The sequence below is a fragment of the Streptococcus hillyeri genome (assembly GCF_003686955.1).
GTDB classification, from domain to species: domain Bacteria; phylum Bacillota; class Bacilli; order Lactobacillales; family Streptococcaceae; genus Streptococcus; species Streptococcus hillyeri.
Window position 1 is genome coordinate 11477 of sequence record NZ_RCVM01000015.1, and the last position, 21763, is coordinate 33239.

Consider the following 21763-nt stretch of genomic DNA (forward strand, 5'->3'; position numbering starts at 1 on the left):
ATTAGCACCTCCCCTGATTAAATTATACTCATTCAAAATCAAAATTAGCATATTGAACAAACTCAAGGACCAATAAAGGCATCAATTTCCCAGCGCTTCTTTCGCCATGGTGGTATTATTCTTATTAGTGAAACTGTCTAGTGGACAGTTTTTGCCCAAGCTCAGAAATAAAAGAGCGAGGGGAATTGGCTTGATAAGAACGGATTTTTGGGAGATCTACAGAAATTGAAAGTCAATTTCGTAGTAGTTCCATTAGGTTGGACGCTGTCGAGTAGTCGACAAGTACAGTCAATCATCTACTGCGATAGAGATAGGCTCAAATCTAGCAATGAAACTCAGTAGGAGGTTGGGACACTGACTTCGTCAGCTTTATTTCCTACCTCAAAAGGTTCCCCAAACCTTTTGAGCATCAGCACCTTTTAGAAAGAAGCAAAAAAGTAATTTTTGATTTTTGTTAAGTATAATATCCGTTTTAAAACTAATTGCCTATATACAAAACAAATAGCATGGTCATTCAACAACACGTTGAAAAGATCATGTTATTTTAATATTTTTATAAAATAGATTGAGCCATAATAAGATTGAAAATTATCAAAAATACGATTACGGTAGGAACATTTCAATTATTGTCCACAGAGTTCTTTTTCCATTATGACAACAGTATATGGGGCTTCATCTACTTCAATACCTGTTGGTAGAAAACCCTGCTTTTCCCAAAAATGTTTTGCTTGAGGATTGGTTTTTACATAAGCTAGTCTCACTTTTCTAAAACTTCTGGAAAAATAGACAAAGGTTTCTTGAATGATTCGACTCCCTATTCCCATACCTTGACAAGATGAATTGACCATAAAAAAGCCAATAAATACAGTCTCCTCGTTTGGATAATCATAGACAAAATCCATGACTGCTACTAACTTCTCCTTCTCCCAAAAGCCAAGGTAATACTTATCACTTTGAGATTTCCCCTCTGGCAAACGACGGATATCCTCTTGTATACTCGCTAAACTCGGTTCAGGTGGACAATGTCTAAAGAAAAATGGATTTCCCTGATAAAGTTCTAAAACTTGTATTAAATCCTCTTCAACAATCGGACGAACTTTGAAATATGATGATAACATTTCCATTAACTCACCTACTATAAATAACTTATTCTTCCTTTGGCAACTCGCCAATTACCTCATAGGTCGTTAATCCTGATTTTTCCTCAGTCACTTCTTCTTTGTCGTTTTGGAACATAGCAGAGCGATCGTCCTCATAGGCTTTGATAATTTCAGCAACAACAGGATGACGGACAACATCTTTAGCTGAAAAATGGACAAAGTCAATAGCTTTGATGCTCTGCAATTTTTCCGTCGCATCAATCAAACCTGATTTGACCTTGCGAGGTAGGTCAATCTGACTGATATCACCGTTGATAATCATCTTAGAATTAAAGCCAAGACGGGTCAAAAACATCTTCATCTGCATGATGGTTGTATTTTGCGCTTCATCCAAGATAACAAAGGCATCGTCCAAAGTACGACCACGCATATAGGCAAGAGGGGCAATCTCAATGGTTTCACGCTCCATGAGACGGGTTGTCTGCTCCTTACCAAGAATCTGATACAATGCATCATAAACAGGACGAAGATAAGGATCAACCTTCTCTTTCAAATCACCCGGAAGGAAACCGAGACTTTCACCCGCTTCAACAGCTGGACGTGTCAAGACAATGCGTTTGACCTGCCCGCGTTTGAGGGCTGTCACTGCCAAAGTGACTGCTAAAAAGGTTTTACCAGTCCCCGCCGGACCAATCCCAAAGACCACATCATGAGATTTTACACTATCAACATACAGCTTCTGCCCCAACGTTTTCACACGAATAGGCTTGCCATAGTTATCCTTGATGATTTCTTCCTCATAGAGGGCAACAAATTTTGAAATATCCCCAGCCTGAGCCATTGACAGGGCAGTCACAACATCCGAGGTATTGACCATCATCCCACGACCAACTAAAACAAGCAGAGCTTCTATGGCAAGGCGAGCTGTTTCAACAGCTTCTTCATCATCTCCAAGAATCTGCACGCGCTCGGTCCGTGCATGAATAATAACACCGAGATTTTCCTCAATTAAGCGCAAATGACGTTCGTTGCTTCCAAACAAAGCCAGCACATCATCTGGATGAGATAAGGTTAGTTCAATTGAATACTCTTGCAAATTGTTCTCCTTAATACCTTCGCCAAAAAGTTGACGATTGACTAACTCTAGTATATCAAAAAATAAAAAATCCGCACCCCGAAAGATGCGTTGTTTAACGAAAAACTCCAGATTATCAGTCAAAGCCAGTTAATCACAGTTGCTAAAAAATTGTTAAAAATGTGAAGGAGGATAGGATAGGTCAAATCATCTGTTGTTTCATACAAAAAAGCAAAGACAAGACCACCATCCGCATAAAAGAACCACGAAGGCAGATCAGTTGGACCATGAAAGAGTCCAAAAACAAGCGAGCTAAACACAATCCCTACCAAACGCCAGTTTTTAAAAAGTACCTTATTTAATAGCCCACGAACCATAACTTCCTCTACAATAGGAGCTACAATAGCACTATTAATCAGAGTAACAACAAAAGGAAATTGACCCGCCATTTGATTCAAATCCTCTTGATTGGCTGTCTCTGTCTTTCCAATAGCGTTCAGCCAAATATCTATTAGCACATCAATGATTTCCAATGAGAAATAAGCTAACAGGATAAAAATGAGGTATTTCCATTGAAATTTCTCTCTTATATCATGACTGAGCTGATAAGATTTTACAATTTTAAAAATAATAAGGGCTAAGATGAGGTAGAATACTATACTGATAAAATAGGCTAATAACTTCTCTTTCACGGAACCAGACCACCACTTCATTGGAAGGGTATATTCTGGAGAATAGACTACCGTTAATATTAAAACAAAAGCTAAACCAAGAACTCTCATTTTATCAAAAATCATTTTGGTCATTTCATTCGTCTCCAATTTCATAAACTAGTTTCATTATACCAAAAAACCTACCCTTTCGAGTAGATTTCATTGTTCCTATCGCACTTCTGCTCCGACGTTTTGATCTATTCCATCAGTAACGAGGCCATAAACAATCGTGATAAATTGTTTTTCTGATGCTGCCATTTGAAACTGAAAAAGCTCAAATGTCTGACTGCCTTGTGGGATTTGTAAAGATACTTTAAACAACTGACCACCGTAGCCATTGAGTTTTCCAATCAGAGATTTTTGTCCCGTTTTGTCTATGCTAGGGTAAATTAACCCCGCTTCTTTAGCCTGAAAAATATGAGCGTAGGTTATTAATTGATAAAGGTCGTCACGACTAATCCCTTTTTCACTACTTTCTAACTTTTTATATTTAGCATCCAAAACCAGTTGACCATTTTTTATATAAAAATCAGGATAAACTGTCCGCTTGTGATCTAAGAACAGTGACAAACCATTTCGTTTCTTACGATTATCTGAATGGATGAACTCACTAGGCAACAAGCCATTTAAATAATCTTCCCATAACCAGGAAACATCAAAGAGAATCCCATAAATTTGGTTAGGAGACTTTTTAAAATCATGCTTTTGTCTTGCCAAAATCAGCAAGCAAAGCTGTTGCAGCTGACGGTACGGTTTATAGTAAGCGTGTCTAACGGAGCGCCGCTTATTGTTTTTGATGATAGTCTGCCCTTGACTGGCTTGATAGGTAGGCGTATGGTCACGAATAACCTCAACCTGTTTTTTGACCATATCATCAGAAGCTAATAGCCTTCTGCCTTGCTCTGTTTTTCCTAACACTTCAATGGTATGACGAATCAAGTGAAGCACTGAATTATCATAGGTCATTTGGCGCGTATCATAGGCAATCGTCCCTTGAAACGGTGTATTCTCTTTGATATGGCGGGCGATATTGATGGTTCCTTTCACCCGATTATCATTAAACTGAAACTGTCGATACTCCTTATAAATCCCTACTGCCAAGGCATCTGATAAATACTTCGGAAAAAGATAGAGCAATAAGTTGTACAAGCTGTCTTCAAATGAAAAATCAAGCGATAAATCAACAAGATTTAGCTTTAGGACTTTTTGCAACAGGTAGTGTAAAAAATAGTCATCCTCACCCATTGAAAATCGTGAACGAATGGTCAGTTTCTCCTCACCGCACCCTATGAAGCCTACGATATTCCCAGTTTTCAACTGATGATTAATTTGCTCCAAGACCATATTTTTGTCTTCCAAGTCATCACTATCTGCAAATTGTTGTGGAAAAATCAGGAGATGCTCGTTTGTCGCCAATTCTTGCAACGTTTTATTAGTTAGCTTTTGATATAGTTTGGGATAAGCAGTCGAAAAGACTTCTATGTGATAAGAATGATTATCCTTAATTTCCATAATCAGTTGTATCCTCAAAGGCTTCTTTTAAGTTAGCTAGCTCCTCTGCTGCATTGTAATTGCCACGTAGGTATTCTTCCAAAAGAGGCGCAATAAAATCAGACCAAAGTAATTCATAATCAACTTCTTTTAATTTTAGGAAATAAGCTGGGCCAATATGATAATGACTATCCAAACCTTCAATGTTGGAAATAGCAGTATTGAGATTTGTTAGTCGAATTTTAGCTTCAGCAGACTGCTCTCCTAATTCGTCCAACATATCAAGTCTATCTTCTGCCGTAATTTCCACAAATCGGAAACGACGACGCATGGCAAAATCAAAACTATCAACAGAACGGTCTATATCATTCATAGTACCAATGATATAGACATTTTCTGGAATGTAAAACTTTTCTTCTGACTCATGGAGATTGGCATATTGTGTCGAGATAGCACCAGTCTTACCACGATAATTCGGATCAAGAGAGAAAAACAACTCCCCAAAAATCTTCGCCATATCTCCACGATTGATTTCGTCAATGAGAAAGATGAACGGTTTACCTTCTGCTGTTTGAGCAACTGGAGCTTTATACTCTTTTAGCCCAAATTTGTCTTTCATCTCTTGAATGATAGCTTTACGATAATTATCCAAGCCACCTTTTGGAACTCCTGGAAAGCCACGATAAACCTTATAGCATTGGTTATAATTGAAAAATAGACTGCTGGAACTTTTCTCTGTTACTCCTGTATTTCCATTTCTATCAAAAGCAATTAAGTTCATTGGCTTACCCGTTAGCGTCTTCATTTTGTAACTATCTGTTTCCCCAGATACAGTTTCCCAAAAACTTAGCCATGCTTCATCAAAATTATCTTGCCCACCTTGCTCAGTTGCAGCTATTGCTTCCTTGCAAAATGCCTTAAAAATACCATCTTGCAATTCAAAACCAATACTGTCACCTACCGTTGTTGGGCGCAAGCCTTCAACAAAATCTGAGTAATCATAATTTGGATGGAATTGTACAAAGCCAAACTGCGGATGCTCTCCTAACTCATCAACGGAACAACCAATCATCTCCGCTGCCATTTGACGAGCCAAGTAGGTCTTACCAGTCCCAGGAGCACCACGGAAGATGAGGTTACGAGATTTTTTCAACATGTCGATTTCTTTATCATAGGTATTTTTCAATGTTGGTAAGTCCGAATTTTCTTCTAAGAGAGTCCCTGATTTATTATTCGGTTTTCTCCTATATTTCAAGATAAATTTATCACCATCATCACCAAACCTTAACAGGCACTCTTGGATAAACAATAGGGTTGAAAAGATATTCCAGCAGTAAATCACAAAATTATTTTCTTTACCCTTATATTCTAGGAACTCAATGGTATTTCTGTACTGCTTAAATTCTACACTTGATTCAAAAATTCCTCTTATTGCCTCACTCTTTGTAGTATATCTACACGTAGGAAAGTTAAGTTTCTCTTCTTTAGTAAGTTTGCTAATCTCATATTCATATAATTGAAATGCCAGTCGTGGTAAAGTTTGATTTCCTTTTCTCTCGTGTTTATTAAAATTACGCCGACGTTTCTCTCCTAAATTATTTTCAAAATAAACATCTAAAAACTTATAATTATCACCATCAGAGATGTTATCAATCGTGAAATTAACATCATTTGATTCAATAGATTCTTTTGTTATTATCAAACTAAACTCTAAGTTTTCCATACACTCCCCTTTCTCTTATCCCCTTCATTATACCAAAAAAACCTACCCTTTCGAGTAGATTTCATTGTTCCTATCGCACTTCTGCTCCGACGTTTTCGATGAGAGCTTTAGTGATTTTTTCCATGTAACCTGCGACTTCTTCGTCGGTGAGGTTATCGGTTGGATTTTGGAAGGTTAGGCTGTAAGCCATTGATTTTTTGTCTTCACCAAGGTTAGCACCGGCATACACGTCAAAGAGTTTGATGGCTGTCAAGCGTTTCACGCCCGCCTTCTCGATAGCTCCTACAATCGCTTGATGCGTGATGTGTTTATCCAATAGCAGAGCAATGTCACGAGATACGGCTGGGAATTTTGTGATGTCTTGGAAGACTTGCTCAGTCGTTATAGCAGCTTCAACAGCATCAAGATTGATTTCAGCCACATATGTTTCTGGAATACCGTAATCTTTGGCTGTTTGTGGGTGAACTTGACCGACAAATCCAATCGGAACGCCTAAAAAAGTTATTTGAGCTGTTCTACCAGGATGCATAGAAGACAAATTACTCAATTTATCATACTTTATAGTATCGATCTCATTAAAACCAAAACTATTATTGTTGGTCAAACCAAGTTTGTCAAAGAGGGTTTCAAGAATCCCTTTCGCATAGAAGAAATCAACTGGTACGGCTGGTGTTTGGAAATCTTTTTCAGACACCAAACCAGAAATAGCAAAGGCAAAGGTATTCACTTCCTGTGGCAGTTCTGTTTTCACATCGCCTGTTTGGTGGAAGATTTTTCCGATTTCATAAATAGCCACATTGCTATTTTTACGGTTCACGTTATAAGCTACCGTATCAAGCATTCCTGAAATCACATTTTGACGGAGGGCAGAACGGTCAACCGTCATTGGCCACATGAGTTCTGTAACCTGAGTTGGCTCTGCTGTAAACTCAACGGCCTTTTCTGGTGTCGTCAAAGCATAAGAAATAATTTCTGACAAACCAGTACCTTCTGCAATTGAACGAACCTGACGACGGAGTTTTTGAGTGACGGTCAATTCACCTGCGGTTCCTCCAGCTTCTGGCAAAGTGGTTGGTAAGTTATCATAACCGTAGATACGAGCGATTTCTTCCACCAAGTCTGCTTGAATACTGATGTCCCAACGGCGACGAGGTACTGCCACAGTGAATCGCTCTGCATTGCCAGACAAACCAAAACCAAGTTTTGCAAAGACAGCTTCAATGTCAGCATACGTCAAGGCTGTTCCCAAACGCACATTGACATAGTCAAGGCTCGTTGAGACCTCCACTGGACTTGTCTCAACTGCTCCAGCTTGAACACGACCAGAAAGGACCTCACCACCTGCTAATTCTGTCAGCATCGCTGCCGCAAAATCAAGGGCTTCCGTAACGGTTTCAAGGTTAATCCCTTTTTCAAAACGTGATGAGCTTTCTGAACGAAGGTTTAAGCGACCAGAGGTTTTACGGATTGATTTACCGTTGAAAACAGCTGCTTCAAGAACCACATTTTTAGAGTTAGTATCAATCTCAGTTGATTGACCGCCCATGACACCCGCAAGGGCAACTGGCTTATCTGCTACTGTAATGACGATGTCATCAGTTGTCAATTCGCGTTCTTCACCGTCAAGAGTAACCAATTTCTCACCGTCACGCGCATCACGAGCCACGATAGCATTACCTTCAAACTTATCAAAGTCAAAAGCGTGCATTGGTTGTCCAAAGTAAAGAAGGACATAGTTTGTGATATCGACAACGTTATTGATTGGGCGGATACCTGCATTCATCAAGAGGTTTTGCAACCATTGTGGACTTGGTGCCACAGTCACATTTTCCACCACACGGCTGGCGTAAGTTGCTACCTTATCGCTTTCAATAGCGACAGAAATCACATCAGCAGCAGCTTTGCCATTTTCCACTAAAGCCTTCTCAGGGAAATGCACAGATTTGCCGTAAATGGCAGCCACTTCGTAAGCAACACCACGCATAGAAAGGGCATCCGCACGGTTCGGCGTGATCGACAATTCAATGATTTCGTCATCTAAATCAAGGTATGGGAAAATGCTGTCGCCAGGCACTGCTTCCTCAGGCAAGATTTGGATACCATCAGAAAATTCTTTTGGAATAATGCTGTCTGGAAGTCCAAGCTCTTGAAGAGAACAAATCATCCCAAGTGACTCCATGCCACGGATTTTCCCTTTTTTGATTTTGTAGTTGTCTGCAATACGAGCGCCTGGAACCGCCACGATAACCTTGATGCCAGCAGTCACGTTCGGTGCACCGCAGACGATTTGACGAGGCTCTTCATCACCAGTGTCCACTTGACACAGGTGCAAATGTGTATCTGGCACATCCTCGCAAGAGAGCACGTGACCAACCACTAATTTTGACAGACCTGCTGATGGGCTTTCAACGCCCTCAACCTCAATCCCTGTCGTTGACATTTTTTCTGCTAATTCTGCTGACGGAACATCAATGTCCACCAACTCTTTTAACCATTTATATGATACAAGCATGATTTTTTCTTTCTTTGTTTATTTTTTCTTTTGTTATTTTTGGTACTTTTCTTAAGTGGTGCGGACGGTAGCGAACCTACGGTTCCATACCTAAAAATTGAGCCTAAGGTCTCAATGTTTCCGACTAACCAAACTAACCTTGTTCGTTTGGTTAGTTTTACCATAGCAAAAGTAGCGCCAGAGCTGGGATCGCTATCCAGTCTTCAATGCATTACTGTAAGAAGCCTATCTCTCATCTGAGCGTTATTTCAAACGTTTTCTGAGTAGCCAGTCTATATCAATCTTGTCTTCTGAAACAGGGAAGGCATGTTCGGAGAATTTTTCAAAGCCATATTTGGCGTAAAAAGCTTGTGCCTTGGTATTATGTTCCCAGACACCTAGCCAAATCCAAGATTTGTCCATATCCTGGGCAGTCTCAAGTGCATAATCAAAAAGCATCTTCCCCAATCCCTGACCCTGATAGGCTTTCAAAATATAGATTCTCTGGATTTCAAAAGCATCATCTAACTTTCTTTCTGTTTGGGCATTTCCCCAATTTAGTTTCAGATACCCGACTGGCTCATTATTAACCATAAGAAAATCAACTTCCGTTTCTGAATGGTCCAGTTCTTCTGACAATACCGCCCTATCATACTGATTCGCAAAAAAAGTTTGCAACTGTTCCTCAGTATAGTTCTCCTCAAAAGTTTCTCTGAATGTTTTCATAGCCAGTTCTTGCAAAATTGGCACTTCTTCTTTCACTACAGGTTTAATCCCTACTGTCATAACCATTCGTTCTACCTCTAATCCTTAATACATTTCTTTTTCAAAACGCAATTACTACTTAAACTGCTCACTAAATCTCACATCGCCTTGATAGAAGCCACGAATATCGTTAATACCATATCGGAGCATGGCAATACGTTCTTGACCAAGACCAAAGGCAAAACCTGAATATTCTTCAGAATCGACACCTGACATTTCAAGAACTTGTGGGTGAACCATGCCGGCACCAAGAATTTCAATCCATCCTGTTTTCTTGCAGACATTACAGCCATCGCCACCACATTTGAAGCATGACACATCCACTTCAACAGATGGCTCGGTAAATGGGAAGTACGATGGACGAAAACGAATCTTGCGCTCTGCACCAAACATTTTTTGAACAATCATCTCAAGCGTCCCTTTGAGGTCTCCCATTGAGATATTTTTCCCAACCACAAGTCCCTCAATTTGGTGGAATTGGTGACTGTGAGTCGCATCATCCGTATCACGACGGAACACGCGCCCTGGAGAGATCATCTTCAACGGTCCTTTTGAAAAATCGTGTTCATCGAGGGTACGAGCCTGCACAGGACTGGTGTGTGTACGAAGCAGGATTTCCTCTGTGATATAGAAAGTGTCTTGCATATCACGCGCTGGGTGATCTTTTGGCAAGTTCATGCGCTCAAAGTTGTAGTAATCCTTCTCCACTTCAAAGCCATCCACCACTTGGAAGCCCATACCAAGGAAAATGTCTTCAATTTCTTCTGATGTTTGCGTCAATACATGACGGTTCCCTACTTTAATCTGGCGCCCTGGTAATGTCACATCAAGACTTTCACTTTCCAATTGGCGCTGAATTTTAGCGGCTTCAACAATCTTTGCTGTTTCTTCAAATGCCGCATTCAAAACGTCACGGACTTCATTGACTTGTTTACCAATGATTGGTTTCATGTCATTTGATAAGTCTTTAAGCCCTTTTAACAGCTCTGTCAAAGACCCTTTTTTCCCCAACACAGCGACACGTAAGTCTTGCAATTCCTTACTGTGATCTCCATGCATTTCTTTTAATTTAGCCTGAGTTGAAACCTTCAACTCCTCTAACTGTGCCTGTAAATCCATATCTATAATACAAAGCCCGTAAACAGCACCATCAAAACAGGGAGCATAACGCAGATACTTGCATCTAGGTGTGCTCATCTTTTTGACCAAGCTATTAGGGCGTGTTCAGTTCAACTATCTCGCTAAACCAAACCTTCCTTTCTTTAATTTAAAAACTCATATGTTGAATAGCATCAAGAATCCAAATGATAAACAAATAACCGCATGCCAAAACTCCATAAGCGGAGCGTTGACACGCGGTACCATCCGTTTTCGTCTAAAAGACCTTAATTTGCTAACCTTGACTTGAGTGAATTCACTAAGCTTTCCATGAGGGAACTTCCAGTCCACGATTCCCACTCCCTGTCATCTGCCACCTAGTTACTAGTCTCAAAGGCTCTATTCAATTAAAAATATTTTACCAAAAAATTGCAGAGCTGGCAAATAGAACATCGTCATTAACAGTAAAAAAACACATCGAAAAATACCGGAACTTGGTTTAAGAGATAGGCAATCCCACTTCCCCAAATTGGTCACATACACAAACTTAAAAACCCGCAAACTTCAATTCTTCTAACATCGCTTTACGACGTGGGTAATCATTTTTCCACCTTGCTGCAACTTTTTGACTAATCACTTTACCATCTGGATAAACTTCTAACACTTTTAAATAACTAATCAGATGGTGGTAATTATCCCTACTTGAAACACTTTCCATACCACGCTGAATTTCATCTGAAATCACATCTCTCACTCGGTAGGGATCATTGGACTTCAAACCTTCTTCGTATCTGCTAATTAACTCTAAACGATTAGAGTATCCAGATAAAATTTCCTCTAATAATCGACCAAATAACTGTTCTTGATTCATCAACTCGAAACGATTGTGATAAAGTCAATTAGTTTTTATTTAGTATTTTTGTTAGCACTTCTCCTAATGTGGTGTGGGGCGCTCAAAAGGTCTGGGAGACCATTTGAGGTGGGAAATGAAGCTGACGAAGTCAGTGTCAGAACCTCCCCTCCTACAGAGTTCCATTCTTTCTTGGCGAGCCTAGGTCTCCTTCGCTCTCTGTTTTCTAAGCTCAGGCTGAAATTGTCCAGTGGACAATTTCACCCCCACACGAGGCTGGGCAAAAAGTCTAAAAAATAGCAAATGGCTTAGAGTAACGTCGTCAAAAACGTTAATTCTAAGCCATTTTATTTTGTTTAATTTTCAACAACAAGGCGGAAATTTGAGTTTTTGCCCAGCCTCGTTATCACCACTTCGGAAAGTGCTAGTTGTGGCGACTTCGTCGCTCGTAATGATTGCAAAAAATACCAGCAATAAGATATTATGAAACAACCATATGTTGAAGGGGAATTCATTGTGACTAAGACAATTTATCTTAATCGAGTTTACTATTTTAAAGCTAAAATACTATAGCATAGTAAAAATAGCTCATCTCACTCTATGCCAAATTTCAGATTTTCCAAAAAACACTAAACAATATGTCTACTTGGTGCTTTTGTAACTTGCTTAATATGGTCCAAATCACGAAGTGATTTAATCGTATCTTTGATTTTTTTTCTAGCAAATCTATCTGATAAAAATTCAATAAGTTGCCTGTCTTCAATACCATCTTTTTTATCATCAGTAAATGTTGTTGACTGAAATAAAATAAACATAATCTCTCTTTGTAAATCTGTAAAAGAACCTTCTTCTAACTCTTGCCAAAAATCATTTAACAAGGCAATCTTTTCTTCCAACATGCTAATCATATCATCTTGTCCAGAAGCTAATAAAGACATCATGTCCCAGACAAAGAAAGTCCCTTCCGCACGATTATCAAAATCGCCAGTTTTTTGAAAGGCTTTATAATAAATCGATCTAGATGCATTGATTTTTTGTGAAATCATCAATCCAGAAAAAATGTCTAATTTTCGAGAAAGATACCTCGATAGGATGTAACGACCTATTCTACCATTGCCATCATAAAAAGGATGAATATTTTCAAAAAAATAGTGAGCTAAAAAGGCTTTTGTTAAAAAAGGAATAGTCCGATCATTAATAAATTGAATCCAGCTTGATAGCATAAGAATAATCGTTTCTTCCATAATAGGTGGGATGTGATCAATTTTACCATTTTTATCATCCAAAATACTGACAGGACCATTTCGAAACAATCTTCCATCAGGCTTATCATCTTGCCTTATTTCACCATCTGTTAATTTATCATAAATATCTCTGATAGATTCAATCGTATCTATTCTAAACGGTTCCTGCTCCAAGATATCTTGATAAAGTCTGACTGTGGAAAATAATCTAATACCACTCCCTTTTCCATCAGAAATCGCTTGATAGGCATCTGAAACCTCTCGTCTCGTTGTTTTGACACCTTCAATCTCATTCGTATCAATGACAGCTCGATATAATTGCTCCCTATAAAGATGATTCTGAGCAATTGGAGGTAATTGTGCACTAAGAGACAATATCTGATTTGATTTTTCCTGAATTTGTTGTGATAATATTTGAATTTCTAATAAAGGCACTACAAATAATGGAAAACGATGCCCTTTTGTTTCACCACGCTTCATCAAAACAGGATACATCTCTGTCTTGACTGTGCCTATATTATTTAACCTCTCTTGATATATTCTTTCGATGTCATCTGAATGTTGAAATTTGATGATTTTTAATTCTTTATAAGTCATAATCTCTCCAACTTTTTTAAAAATAGATATTTTTAAAAAAGTTTAACACATATTCGAAACCAAATCAAACAAAAATAGAGTTTTTTAAAGTTTATTTATGGTCATTTAATTTAAAATTTCAATCATTCAATATATCTTCTTGACCTTAGGGCAAAAAACTTATCAAAAACATCAAACGCAATGCTTTTGTCAATTTTAAGAAACAGATTGACCTCAGTTTTGAACAGTCAAATTCTGTGTTCGGCCAGGTGAGTTTTCCATTTTCGAAACGTTTATAAAGTAGCCAGAAGCCTTGACCGTCCCAATAAAGTGCCTTAAAGCGGTCTTTACGTCCACCGCAAAAGAGAAAGACTAGCCCTAAATCATTGAGTCTTATGGCCATATGTAAGTACCTTTTCTAAAATAAGCTCTAGTTGATCTTGACCAAGGGGATAAAAACAACTGATTTCTAGTTTACCTAATCTTAATTTGAGGAGAAGATTAGTTTTGCTTTTCTTTTCATTCTGACAAGATTGACGGGGCGAACCCAAGGGGACGATAGGGGGTAACATAATAAAAATCCTCCGTTTCTGTTTTCTAATGACAGTATAACGGAGAGAGAAAGTTTTTTATAGATACTTCGTTATTAGGCGGTTACGGTTGTGACATCAAAATATCCTCTAGTATACTGTGTTTGCTGATAACAGTATACTAGAGGCGTGGAAAATATAATAGATACCCAGTTATTGAGTAATTACATATACCCTAAAAATAAGTAAATCCCTACGCGTACACAACCACTTTTCCAAATAGCTTCATCATCCTCCTGAGGCTACAATAATTTCCGTCATTGTAACTAGAAAATAAGGTTGTCAAAGAAAAATTAGTTCTTCGAAATAGTTTTTTCAACACTCTTTTTATCCGATTTATTCGTTAAAATCCCTAAAAAGAGTAAAATACTTAAAACAATACAAATTGTCTGCTCAATCTGATTTAATTGTTCACTCAGATTCATATGAAAATAAACTGAAGTAATATTATCCACCAACATCAATACCAATGAAACGAAACCAATCCAAAACATATGACGATGCATCCGCTTTTTAAGATTATCCATAAACATTTTCTCCTTTTCAAATTTTATAGCATTATCATACTAAAAAAATGAAATACTGAGAACTATTTTCTATATTTTAAGAAAAAATATTCGTATATAACGAACACGTATTCCCAATTTATGTATAAATGAACACTTATTCAATACTAGATAAAAATTCTTGATATTTTTCTTGTAATTGATACTCTGTAAGTTGCTTAAAATGTAAACCATCTGTCGTTTGATGATAATCTAAATGACCATCTTTAGAAATATATTGATTAATATCTAATAAAGCAATTTGATGTTCTGTACAAAAACTCTCTAGCCATCTATTTAATTGATTAATATCACTATTGTTTACATTTTCCCTAAAAAGAGTATAACCAATAGTTGTCACGCTTAATTTTATTTCCTTTGAGTCTAAAATATCAAACAGCCTTTCAAAATTTTTAAAAATAGTGTTAATAGAGTACTTTGTAATCAAATCATTAACACCAATTGATAAAAAAATTTCTTTAACATTATCAGACAAAACTAATTCTATGTTCTCTAGCAAAGTCGCTAAAGTCAAGCCTCCCTGAGAGTAATTAACAAATCCATCTACTTTTAAATCTAATGTTCTAGAGTCTCCTAAAATAACCCTTTGAGCACTAGAATCTACTAATTTTTTAAAACCGTTACGATAAAATGCTTTGTTTTCTTTCTCTCTTCTTTTATAATCAAAGAAAATTTGCCCAATAACATGAGTAAAATCATCTCTTGTGTCAACATCTAGAGAAAATTCTTTATCCATTTTATAAGCGTATGTTTTTGGAGTAAAAAAACTTTTTGACGACAAGTAAGTTTGTTTATCTGAAATATAAATAGCCCCATTTGGATAATACAATGTCTCTAGATTTTGTCTACGATATCCCCTATCAACTCCGATTATATCCTGAGCAAAACCTTCCTCTGATAACGTTGAAAACAGTCTAGGGTGTTTGTCAATCTCAGAAAAGCTAACTACATTATCCACATCATGAGAAGTGTAGTAACTAATAGCTTCTCTAATATGCCAATCCTTTCTTAGGGGAGAGGTCACTTGTAACAATACAAATACTTGTTCATCTTCATAAGGTAATAAAAAGTCCTCCAACATATCATAAGTTGTAGCTGTATCAGTCGCTAAATGCTTATCTCTCAGAATAACTGAAACCCCTCTAGTCTCGCAAATCTCTTTATAAAGTTCTGAATCTGTGCTGACATAGATATCTTCCTTTGCGAAGCAACCTGAATTAATTGCTGCATCTATGGTATGAAATAGCATCGGTTTACCATCTAAAAACAACATATTCTTATTAGGTAACCCTTTTGAACCTGATCGTGCAGGTATCAAACAAATTGGCCTCATCTTCACATCCTCAACTCTATTTTATTTTCCGTGCTGGCGTTCCAACATATGTCCCTGATTCCGTAAGGCTTTTAACCACAACAGCACCTGCACCAAGAACTATTTCATCAGCCAACTCAACTAATTGAATAAGAACACTTCCACTTCCAATATAACAGCCTTGTCCAATGTTACATAGACCATTAATTGTCGCCCTAGGAGTAATATTACAATGTGCCTTAATAATGGTGTGATGTTCTACAATCGCTGATGTATTGATAATACAATTATCCCCAATCACACTATCTGAACCAATAAAGGCTGAAAAGCCAACAAATATACCTTTTCCACTCAGTTGTGCTGTGGGCATAATAGCTGATTGTGGGCTAATAATATTAAACAAGGCATCATAATGTTGTTCTGAAATCAATTCAAAAATTTCTTTCCTTTTTTTATTATCCCCAATCGTTACAAAAACTAAATCAACCTTTCCCTCCTCTAAAAAGGTCACACTATCTGCTAAAGTCCCATAAACCGGAAATCCTCGATAGTTTTCTATCGGTTTATCATCAAAATAGCCGATAAACTGATACTTTTCTTGATTTAAATAAGGTAATACTCCGTCTGAAAAACTTCCTGCTCCTAAAAATGCAACTCTTGTTTTCATTCACATTCCCCCTTTACATCATAGAAATCTTTAGCAGTTGTAATACCATCAATTAGGGCTTTTTTTATTGCCTTATAAGCCAACTGACTAGAGTTCTCCTTTTCATAAGGATTCCAAAATATCTTGATAGTATTTAACTGTTGTAATCCTTTTAGAATAGCATCCTGTTCTACTGGAACATCTATAACAGATGGACCGTGTAGACGCCCTTTTTGCCTATCTCCAATATTCAACGTTGGCTTCTCTAACGAGGGGACTTCGATTAGTCCTGATGAGGAATTGCCAATCAACCCTTTTGAATGACGAATAAGCGAATGATACTGCTGTGTCGTTAATGAACGATAAAGACTACTTCCTTTATGTTTCTTTAAAAAGCGGTTAATCTGTGCCATAATTAAATCTGATCCAGTGTCTGAATTAGAACCGATAAAGATATAGGACTCTTTAAATATTTCAAGTGCAGAGAGTAACGCAATAATTTGAGCTTCCGCATCCTGTTCATCATCTAATGTCACTGGATGAAATAAGACAACATAATAGTCGTTAGGTAATGCTTGCCCCAACTGCTCTTCTAACTCCCCTTTATGAAGTTTCGGAAGTTTTAAAGCGTTTTCTACTCCTAGAGATCCTGTATTAATCACTTTGTCAGGTGACTCACCTAATTGAATAATTCTCTGACGATAGTCTTCCGTCGAAGCTAGGTGTAGATGGCTCATCTTTGTAATGGCATGCCGAATATACTCATCAAAATTTCCTAATGTTTTTTCACCTCCATGTAAATGACATACTGGAATATTATAGATTAAAGCAACATTAGCAACAGCTAACATTTCATAGCGATCTCCCAAAATCACAATCAAATCATAGGAATTTTCAGAAAAATATGAGGATAAAGCCACTTGCAGAGTTGATATTGCCGTTGTCACGGTCTGCTTAGAGGTATCTTTTAAATCTAGAAATATTTTTTTCGCAATCACATAGCCATCATTCTCAATGACACGATAAGTCATGCCGTATTTTTCTTCCATATGCATTGCTGTTGCCACAATATCTAATTGGCATTCAGGATCATTCCACAACTTTTCAATTAACGGTTTCATAATACCATATTCCGCCCGCGATCCTGTTATCAAACAAATATTATACATGTTTACACTTTCCTAATAAGTTTCTAACGTCAAAACGTATCTTTTCCTCTAATAAATAAAATAGTATACCAAAACTTACACAACTAAGAACACTAAATAAGGTCATTGTTAATACTAGATTTCCCAATAACTGATTTAGTTTATTGAATCCAAATGCAAAATAAACCATTTGAACCAGGTAAATATGATAGGTCGCAGATGATACCAATACTAACAACCGCTGCAACCAACCAGCATTAACCTTGATATTACTACTCATGATGAAAATAGACCACACAAATGGATAAAAGAAAGATAAGGTATTTTGACTTCTCCAATCAGGCTGAGCAAGACTCTCTAATCCTAAATACTCTACACCTAATATATAGCAAGCACTTAATATTCCTAATAAAACCCAACCTTTTGTTAGTCGTATTTGCCTTATTCCATAAAGCATTCCTAATTCAATTGGCAAGACAAAGCGAATCAAGCTAAATCGATAATCTTCATTAGGCATCTGAGTAACATCTCTGAACCACTCTATTAAAAAGCTCATTACTGTAATGATGATAATTCCCCCAACTGGCTGTTTTCTCATTAAAAGTAAAACCATTGGAAGAAGTATAATCATTTCAAAGAGCAAAGGAATGTAGTAGGATCCTGGACCAATCCCTCCTGATAGCAAGAGGTAAAGACTAGCTTGAGGAAGCCGTCCATCTCTAATCGTCAATACTAGCATTTCCAGCACAAAAACCACTATATATGCCCATATAATACGATTTATTCTCTTAAATACATACTGCTTAGAACCTAATGTATCAGCTAATAGTGACTGGCTACTACTATATCGACGGGCAAAACTATAACCTGAAACCATCATAAACAAAGGGACAGCATGCAAAATATGATAGGGGGCTACTAAATTACTACGCTGTGCTATCGTTAAACAATGAAGCAGTATTACTGATATTATTGCAAAACTTTTAATAACATCAATTCCCCAATCTCTTTTTTTCATCTCTACCATGATGGATTAATCCTCAATTTGATTTACAAAACGATCATCTCGAATATTTTGGTCTTCTTCAAAATCCTCTTGAGCCGTTTTTCCTAGAATGTCATACCAAGCCATAGGTGAAATACCATTTCCTGGTCGTTTGACAGTAATGTTGTCAACCGTAAAAACCTCTCCTTTTTGGATAGGACGCGCCGCAACAATTGATTTACGAGCAACAATCATGTTTTTTTCTTCAACTGGATCAGGATATTTTTCAAAACGTCCAAGAGATTTTTCAACAATTCTTATGCCTTTGACAAGGGCAGCCAAAATGTCAGGAGTCGCACTAGCTTTATGATCCGGACCTTCCATATCGTTATCTAGCGTAAAATGTTTTTCAATGACTTCTGCCCCCATGGCAACCGCTGCAATAGGTACTTCTGAACCAATGCTATGATCTGAATAGCCAATCGTCAACTCAGGAAACGCCTCTTTCAAAGTATGGATAACATTCAAATTCAAGGCTTCATAAGGAGTTGGATATTCTGTTGTACAATGGAGGATAGAAATATCTTGCGTCCCATTAGCCTGTAAAATCTCAACCGCCTGATGAACTTCAGACATAACCGCCATCCCAGTTGATAAAATCACTTTTTTCTTCTGTTGCCCAATTTTTTCCAAGTAAGGTAAATTCGTAATTTCTCCAGATGGAATCTTATAAACAGGCATATCTGTCGATATCAAAAAATCAAGCGATTCCATATCAAAAGGTGTTGAAAAGACATCTACACCTTTTGATAAACAATAATCACGTAGCTCTAAATATTCTTCAAATGACAATTCTAAACGACGCGTCATTTCAAGTTGACTATCTTCTGTTCCAGTTGTTACTTTTTGATAATCTGCCTTCGGGGCATATTTAGAAATGAGCTTATCTGCTTTAAAAGTTTGAAATTTGACTGCATCGACACCACAGTCTACTGCGACATCCACCATTTTCTTCGCTAGTTGAAAATCACCATTGTGATTACAACCAATTTCTGCAATAATATAAACCATTTATTTTTATCCTTTCTTATTGACAATCGTTTGATAAATTACTTTCAAATCTTTTTTAAAATAAATTCCATATGCAATTAAAACTCCAATTCCAAAACTCCAGCGTATCAGTAAACTATTTAAAAAATAATTCATCAGTAGAGCATACCCAATAGCAATCATAGATAGTAAGCTGTACAACTTGACACCTACTTCATTATACTGATAGCGTTTTTTAGAAATTATATGATGAAAAATTAATAGACTCAAATAAGATAATACTGTAGCAAAAGCTGCTCCATAAATTCCCATCTTAGGAATAAAAAAGTAATTTAAAACAACATTAATCACTCCTGCCGCAATCGTACCAATTGGAATCATCTTTGTATTTGCATGGTAAAATTGAATATTTACTGGAAAAGTATAAAGAAAAACAAAGAAATAACTAATAATAATCATTGCTATAAAATCAATACTTTGATTATATTTTTCACCACCCATAATCAAAGCTAAATCAGGAAAAATCGTTAAATAACCTAATGTCAAAAATAGCCCTAGCGCTAAATAACGTAAAGTATAATGTTTAAGCCCTTTGTCTTCCTTTTTCTTAGCTTCAAAAAACCATGGAATCCATGCTAAATTAATACTATTCAAAACAGTTTGGATAATCATTCCCATCGTATAACCAAAGCTATAGATAGCAACCTCCCTAATTGATAACATTCTCCCAAGCATAATTCTATCAAGCTGATTCAAAATTAGATGTCCAAGTTGATGAAAAATCAATGGGAGAGAAATCATTAAAATAAATGAAAGATATCGCTTATCAAAAAATGCTTGTTTTTTCTGCTCGAAATACAATACAGCAATTAACATAAGAATGGTACTTGGAATCATTCCTCCGTAAACACGCGCTAAGAAATCATCCTCCATCACTGTTATAAACCCTAAAGAAATGGTTGTGGTCATAATTGCACTACCTAGAGAAAGCAAAAAATTTGCAATGCTTTCTTGCTTTTGAATGAAGTAGGAACCCAAAAAACCTGAACAATAGCCGTTAAATGTCTGAATTGCCATAAGAGTTATCACCAGACCTGAAAATCCCAAAAGATCTCCGATTACATTTCGTAATAAAATTATAATCATAATCAAAGCAATCGCAAACAAATTGGAAAAATGAAAGGCGCTAACAGCATATCTATCGTATTCTCCTCCATATTTTACTTTAGCTGGCCCCAAAGAACCTGCTACCTGTAAACCAATCACCAGACCTAAAATACTCATATAGGAAGAAAATAAACTAAATTTCCCAAATACTTCTTGAGAAAGCACCCGCGTATATATTGGAAGAGTAATGAAACCAATTGCTTGAACAAATACATTCCCTAATGTATAAAGCACACCAGACGTCATTAATTTTTTTGTATTCATGTCATATCCTTCAAATCAAATAAGACTATTTTTTCTTCTACGCAGTTTAAAAAATCTAAAGCAGTCGAGGAATGTGTAATACCTATATTGAATTTATGCTCACCAAATATGTCTAAAATCTCAATTGGATAAGAATTTGAAAGAATTGTAGCATTAAATTTACTATAATCCGTATAATCTCTAGGATGAACTTTTAAATAGATATGATAATCAGAATATTTTTCTACTATTTTTGAATAAAATTGAATATGTTCTTCATAACTCATTCCCCATTGAACATCTGAATGTAACGGTTGAGTCAATATCAGTACAGATGGCTGTTGTATTTTAATCGGTTCATAATCAAAAAGATTAAAAATTATCTCTTTTTTCGAAACTTCCATCTCCTCAAAAAGCTGCTTTCTTGGAACTTCAATAAACTTATTATAGCGACTATCACGAGGTATTCCAGCTATTGAATTCGCTTCAATATCTATACAATATTTACTATATCCATGTACTTTAGGGATACCCTTTAAAAAAAATCGCCACCAGCTATATTTATGCTGAGATGGATATAAAAAGCAATTATAACCATCTTCCAATAAATGATAATTAATTTTTTTTCTATGTAAATACCACCCAATATGATTAGCATCAATAAACATATATATTTCTTTAACTTTTTCCAATAGCTTATCCATCATATCCAGTTGTTCCTGTTTATATATAGGATAACGACTATATACTAGATTATCTGTGAATACAACTGCTTCTATGCCATCTATTTCATTTAACCTCAAACAAAACTTCTCTGCATCAACGATGCCATCTAGAAGTACAATTTTATTGTATTCTTCCAAATTAATCTTTAGTAACGCCACTATCAAATGATAAACAGTAGAGCACACATATAATTTTTTCATATCA

Annotated in this window: 19 protein-coding genes; all 19 read right to left on the bottom strand. The window is 36.6% G+C overall.

Features of this window, described 5'->3' with window-relative positions:
* Positions 1-623: 623 nt before the first annotated feature.
* The 19 genes from EAF07_RS07505 to EAF07_RS07600 all read right to left on the bottom strand — a co-directional run bounded on the left by EAF07_RS07505 (position 624) and on the right by EAF07_RS07600 (position 21759).
* Positions 624-1124 carry a GNAT family N-acetyltransferase gene (locus EAF07_RS07505; protein ID WP_121835966.1) on the bottom strand — a complete coding sequence of 167 codons (501 nt, stop codon included), beginning with the start codon at positions 1122-1124 and terminating at the stop codon, positions 624-626.
* Positions 1125-1146: 22 nt separating this feature from the next.
* The gene (locus EAF07_RS07510) at positions 1147-2196 is read right to left on the bottom strand and encodes a PhoH family protein (RefSeq protein ID WP_183121675.1); all 1050 of its coding nucleotides are present in this window, start codon (positions 2194-2196) and stop codon (positions 1147-1149) included.
* 119 nt (positions 2197-2315) lie between these two features.
* Complete coding sequence (locus EAF07_RS07515; protein ID WP_183121676.1) at positions 2316-2981, bottom strand: CPBP family intramembrane glutamic endopeptidase; 666 nt, start codon at positions 2979-2981, stop codon at positions 2316-2318.
* Positions 2982-3056: 75 nt separating this feature from the next.
* Positions 3057-4400: a 5-methylcytosine restriction system specificity protein McrC gene (locus EAF07_RS07520; RefSeq protein WP_121835968.1), complete on the bottom strand. Its 1344-nt coding sequence runs from the start codon at positions 4398-4400 to the stop codon at positions 3057-3059.
* Positions 4390-6102 (bottom strand): McrB family protein, encoded by a 1713-nt coding sequence (locus EAF07_RS07525; protein WP_121835969.1) that lies wholly within the window; start codon positions 6100-6102, stop codon positions 4390-4392. Before EAF07_RS07525 ends, EAF07_RS07520 begins: the two co-directional genes overlap by 11 nt.
* Before the next feature lie 70 nt (positions 6103-6172).
* Positions 6173-8614 carry a phenylalanine--tRNA ligase subunit beta gene (gene pheT, locus EAF07_RS07530; RefSeq protein WP_121835970.1) on the bottom strand — a complete coding sequence of 814 codons (2442 nt, stop codon included), beginning with the start codon at positions 8612-8614 and terminating at the stop codon, positions 6173-6175.
* Between the two features lie 243 nt (positions 8615-8857).
* Positions 8858-9379: a GNAT family N-acetyltransferase gene (locus EAF07_RS07535; RefSeq protein ID WP_183121677.1), complete on the bottom strand. Its 522-nt coding sequence runs from the start codon at positions 9377-9379 to the stop codon at positions 8858-8860.
* A 54-nt stretch (positions 9380-9433) separates the two neighbouring features.
* Positions 9434-10477 (bottom strand): phenylalanine--tRNA ligase subunit alpha, encoded by a 1044-nt coding sequence (gene pheS, locus EAF07_RS07540; RefSeq protein ID WP_121835972.1) that lies wholly within the window; start codon positions 10475-10477, stop codon positions 9434-9436.
* 526 nt (positions 10478-11003) lie between these two features.
* On the bottom strand, positions 11004-11327 hold the full coding sequence (locus tag EAF07_RS07545) for a hypothetical protein (RefSeq protein WP_121835973.1): 324 nt from the start codon (positions 11325-11327) through the stop codon (positions 11004-11006).
* Positions 11328-11935: 608 nt separating this feature from the next.
* On the bottom strand, positions 11936-13147 hold the full coding sequence (locus EAF07_RS07550; RefSeq protein WP_121835974.1) for a Fic family protein: 1212 nt from the start codon (positions 13145-13147) through the stop codon (positions 11936-11938).
* Positions 13148-13292: 145 nt separating this feature from the next.
* Positions 13293-13529, bottom strand: a complete 237-nt coding sequence (tnpB, locus tag EAF07_RS10795) for an IS66 family insertion sequence element accessory protein TnpB (protein WP_245962712.1) — start codon at positions 13527-13529, stop codon at positions 13293-13295.
* Between the two features lie 480 nt (positions 13530-14009).
* Positions 14010-14243: a phage holin gene (locus tag EAF07_RS07565; RefSeq protein WP_121835976.1), complete on the bottom strand. Its 234-nt coding sequence runs from the start codon at positions 14241-14243 to the stop codon at positions 14010-14012.
* A 136-nt stretch (positions 14244-14379) separates the two neighbouring features.
* A complete protein-coding gene (locus tag EAF07_RS07570) occupies positions 14380-15615 on the bottom strand; it encodes a cytidylyltransferase domain-containing protein (RefSeq protein WP_121835977.1) in 1236 nt (411 codons plus the stop codon).
* A gap of 16 nt (positions 15616-15631) precedes the next feature.
* Positions 15632-16261, bottom strand: coding sequence for an acetyltransferase (locus tag EAF07_RS07575; RefSeq protein WP_121835978.1), 630 nt, complete (start codon positions 16259-16261; stop codon positions 15632-15634).
* Positions 16258-17409 carry a UDP-N-acetylglucosamine 2-epimerase gene (gene neuC, locus EAF07_RS07580; protein WP_121835979.1) on the bottom strand — a complete coding sequence of 384 codons (1152 nt, stop codon included), beginning with the start codon at positions 17407-17409 and terminating at the stop codon, positions 16258-16260. Before neuC ends, EAF07_RS07575 begins: the two co-directional genes overlap by 4 nt.
* Positions 17402-18415, bottom strand: a complete 1014-nt coding sequence (locus EAF07_RS07585; RefSeq protein ID WP_121835980.1) for an acyltransferase family protein — start codon at positions 18413-18415, stop codon at positions 17402-17404. The genes neuC and EAF07_RS07585 overlap by 8 nt, the downstream gene beginning before the upstream one ends.
* A 6-nt stretch (positions 18416-18421) precedes the next feature.
* Positions 18422-19444: an N-acetylneuraminate synthase gene (neuB, locus tag EAF07_RS07590; RefSeq protein WP_121835981.1), complete on the bottom strand. Its 1023-nt coding sequence runs from the start codon at positions 19442-19444 to the stop codon at positions 18422-18424.
* 6 nt (positions 19445-19450) lie between these two features.
* Entirely contained in the window at positions 19451-20854 is a 1404-nt protein-coding gene (locus EAF07_RS07595) for an oligosaccharide flippase family protein (RefSeq protein ID WP_121835982.1), read from the bottom strand.
* Positions 20851-21759 (bottom strand): glycosyltransferase family 52, encoded by a 909-nt coding sequence (locus tag EAF07_RS07600; protein WP_121835983.1) that lies wholly within the window; start codon positions 21757-21759, stop codon positions 20851-20853. The genes EAF07_RS07595 and EAF07_RS07600 overlap by 4 nt, the downstream gene beginning before the upstream one ends.
* Positions 21760-21763 lie beyond the last annotated feature (4 nt).

What these genes read in the sequence shown, in the direction of transcription:
- neuB (WP_121835981.1), bottom strand. Translation starts at nt 19,444, where the DNA reads ATGGTTTATATTATTGCAGAAATTGGTTGTAATCACAATGGTGATTTT.
- neuC (WP_121835979.1), bottom strand. Translation starts at nt 17,409, where the DNA reads ATGTATAATATTTGTTTGATAACAGGATCGCGGGCGGAATATGGTATT.
- EAF07_RS07585 (WP_121835980.1), bottom strand. Translation starts at nt 18,415, where the DNA reads ATGGTAGAGATGAAAAAAAGAGATTGGGGAATTGATGTTATTAAAAGT.
- EAF07_RS07545 (WP_121835973.1), bottom strand. Translation starts at nt 11,327, where the DNA reads ATGAATCAAGAACAGTTATTTGGTCGATTATTAGAGGAAATTTTATCT.
- EAF07_RS07575 (WP_121835978.1), bottom strand. Translation starts at nt 16,261, where the DNA reads ATGAAAACAAGAGTTGCATTTTTAGGAGCAGGAAGTTTTTCAGACGGA.
- EAF07_RS07600 (WP_121835983.1), bottom strand. Translation starts at nt 21,759, where the DNA reads ATGAAAAAATTATATGTGTGCTCTACTGTTTATCATTTGATAGTGGCG.
- tnpB (WP_245962712.1), bottom strand. Translation starts at nt 13,529, where the DNA reads ATGGCCATAAGACTCAATGATTTAGGGCTAGTCTTTCTCTTTTGCGGT.
- EAF07_RS07520 (WP_121835968.1), bottom strand. Translation starts at nt 4,400, where the DNA reads ATGGAAATTAAGGATAATCATTCTTATCACATAGAAGTCTTTTCGACT.
- pheT (WP_121835970.1), bottom strand. Translation starts at nt 8,614, where the DNA reads ATGCTTGTATCATATAAATGGTTAAAAGAGTTGGTGGACATTGATGTT.
- EAF07_RS07595 (WP_121835982.1), bottom strand. Translation starts at nt 20,854, where the DNA reads ATGAATACAAAAAAATTAATGACGTCTGGTGTGCTTTATACATTAGGG.
- EAF07_RS07570 (WP_121835977.1), bottom strand. Translation starts at nt 15,615, where the DNA reads ATGAGGCCAATTTGTTTGATACCTGCACGATCAGGTTCAAAAGGGTTA.
- EAF07_RS07525 (WP_121835969.1), bottom strand. Translation starts at nt 6,102, where the DNA reads ATGGAAAACTTAGAGTTTAGTTTGATAATAACAAAAGAATCTATTGAA.
- pheS (WP_121835972.1), bottom strand. Translation starts at nt 10,477, where the DNA reads ATGGATTTACAGGCACAGTTAGAGGAGTTGAAGGTTTCAACTCAGGCT.
- EAF07_RS07505 (WP_121835966.1), bottom strand. Translation starts at nt 1,124, where the DNA reads ATGGAAATGTTATCATCATATTTCAAAGTTCGTCCGATTGTTGAAGAG.
- EAF07_RS07550 (WP_121835974.1), bottom strand. Translation starts at nt 13,147, where the DNA reads ATGACTTATAAAGAATTAAAAATCATCAAATTTCAACATTCAGATGAC.
- EAF07_RS07565 (WP_121835976.1), bottom strand. Translation starts at nt 14,243, where the DNA reads ATGGATAATCTTAAAAAGCGGATGCATCGTCATATGTTTTGGATTGGT.
- EAF07_RS07535 (WP_183121677.1), bottom strand. Translation starts at nt 9,379, where the DNA reads ATGACAGTAGGGATTAAACCTGTAGTGAAAGAAGAAGTGCCAATTTTG.
- EAF07_RS07515 (WP_183121676.1), bottom strand. Translation starts at nt 2,981, where the DNA reads ATGACCAAAATGATTTTTGATAAAATGAGAGTTCTTGGTTTAGCTTTT.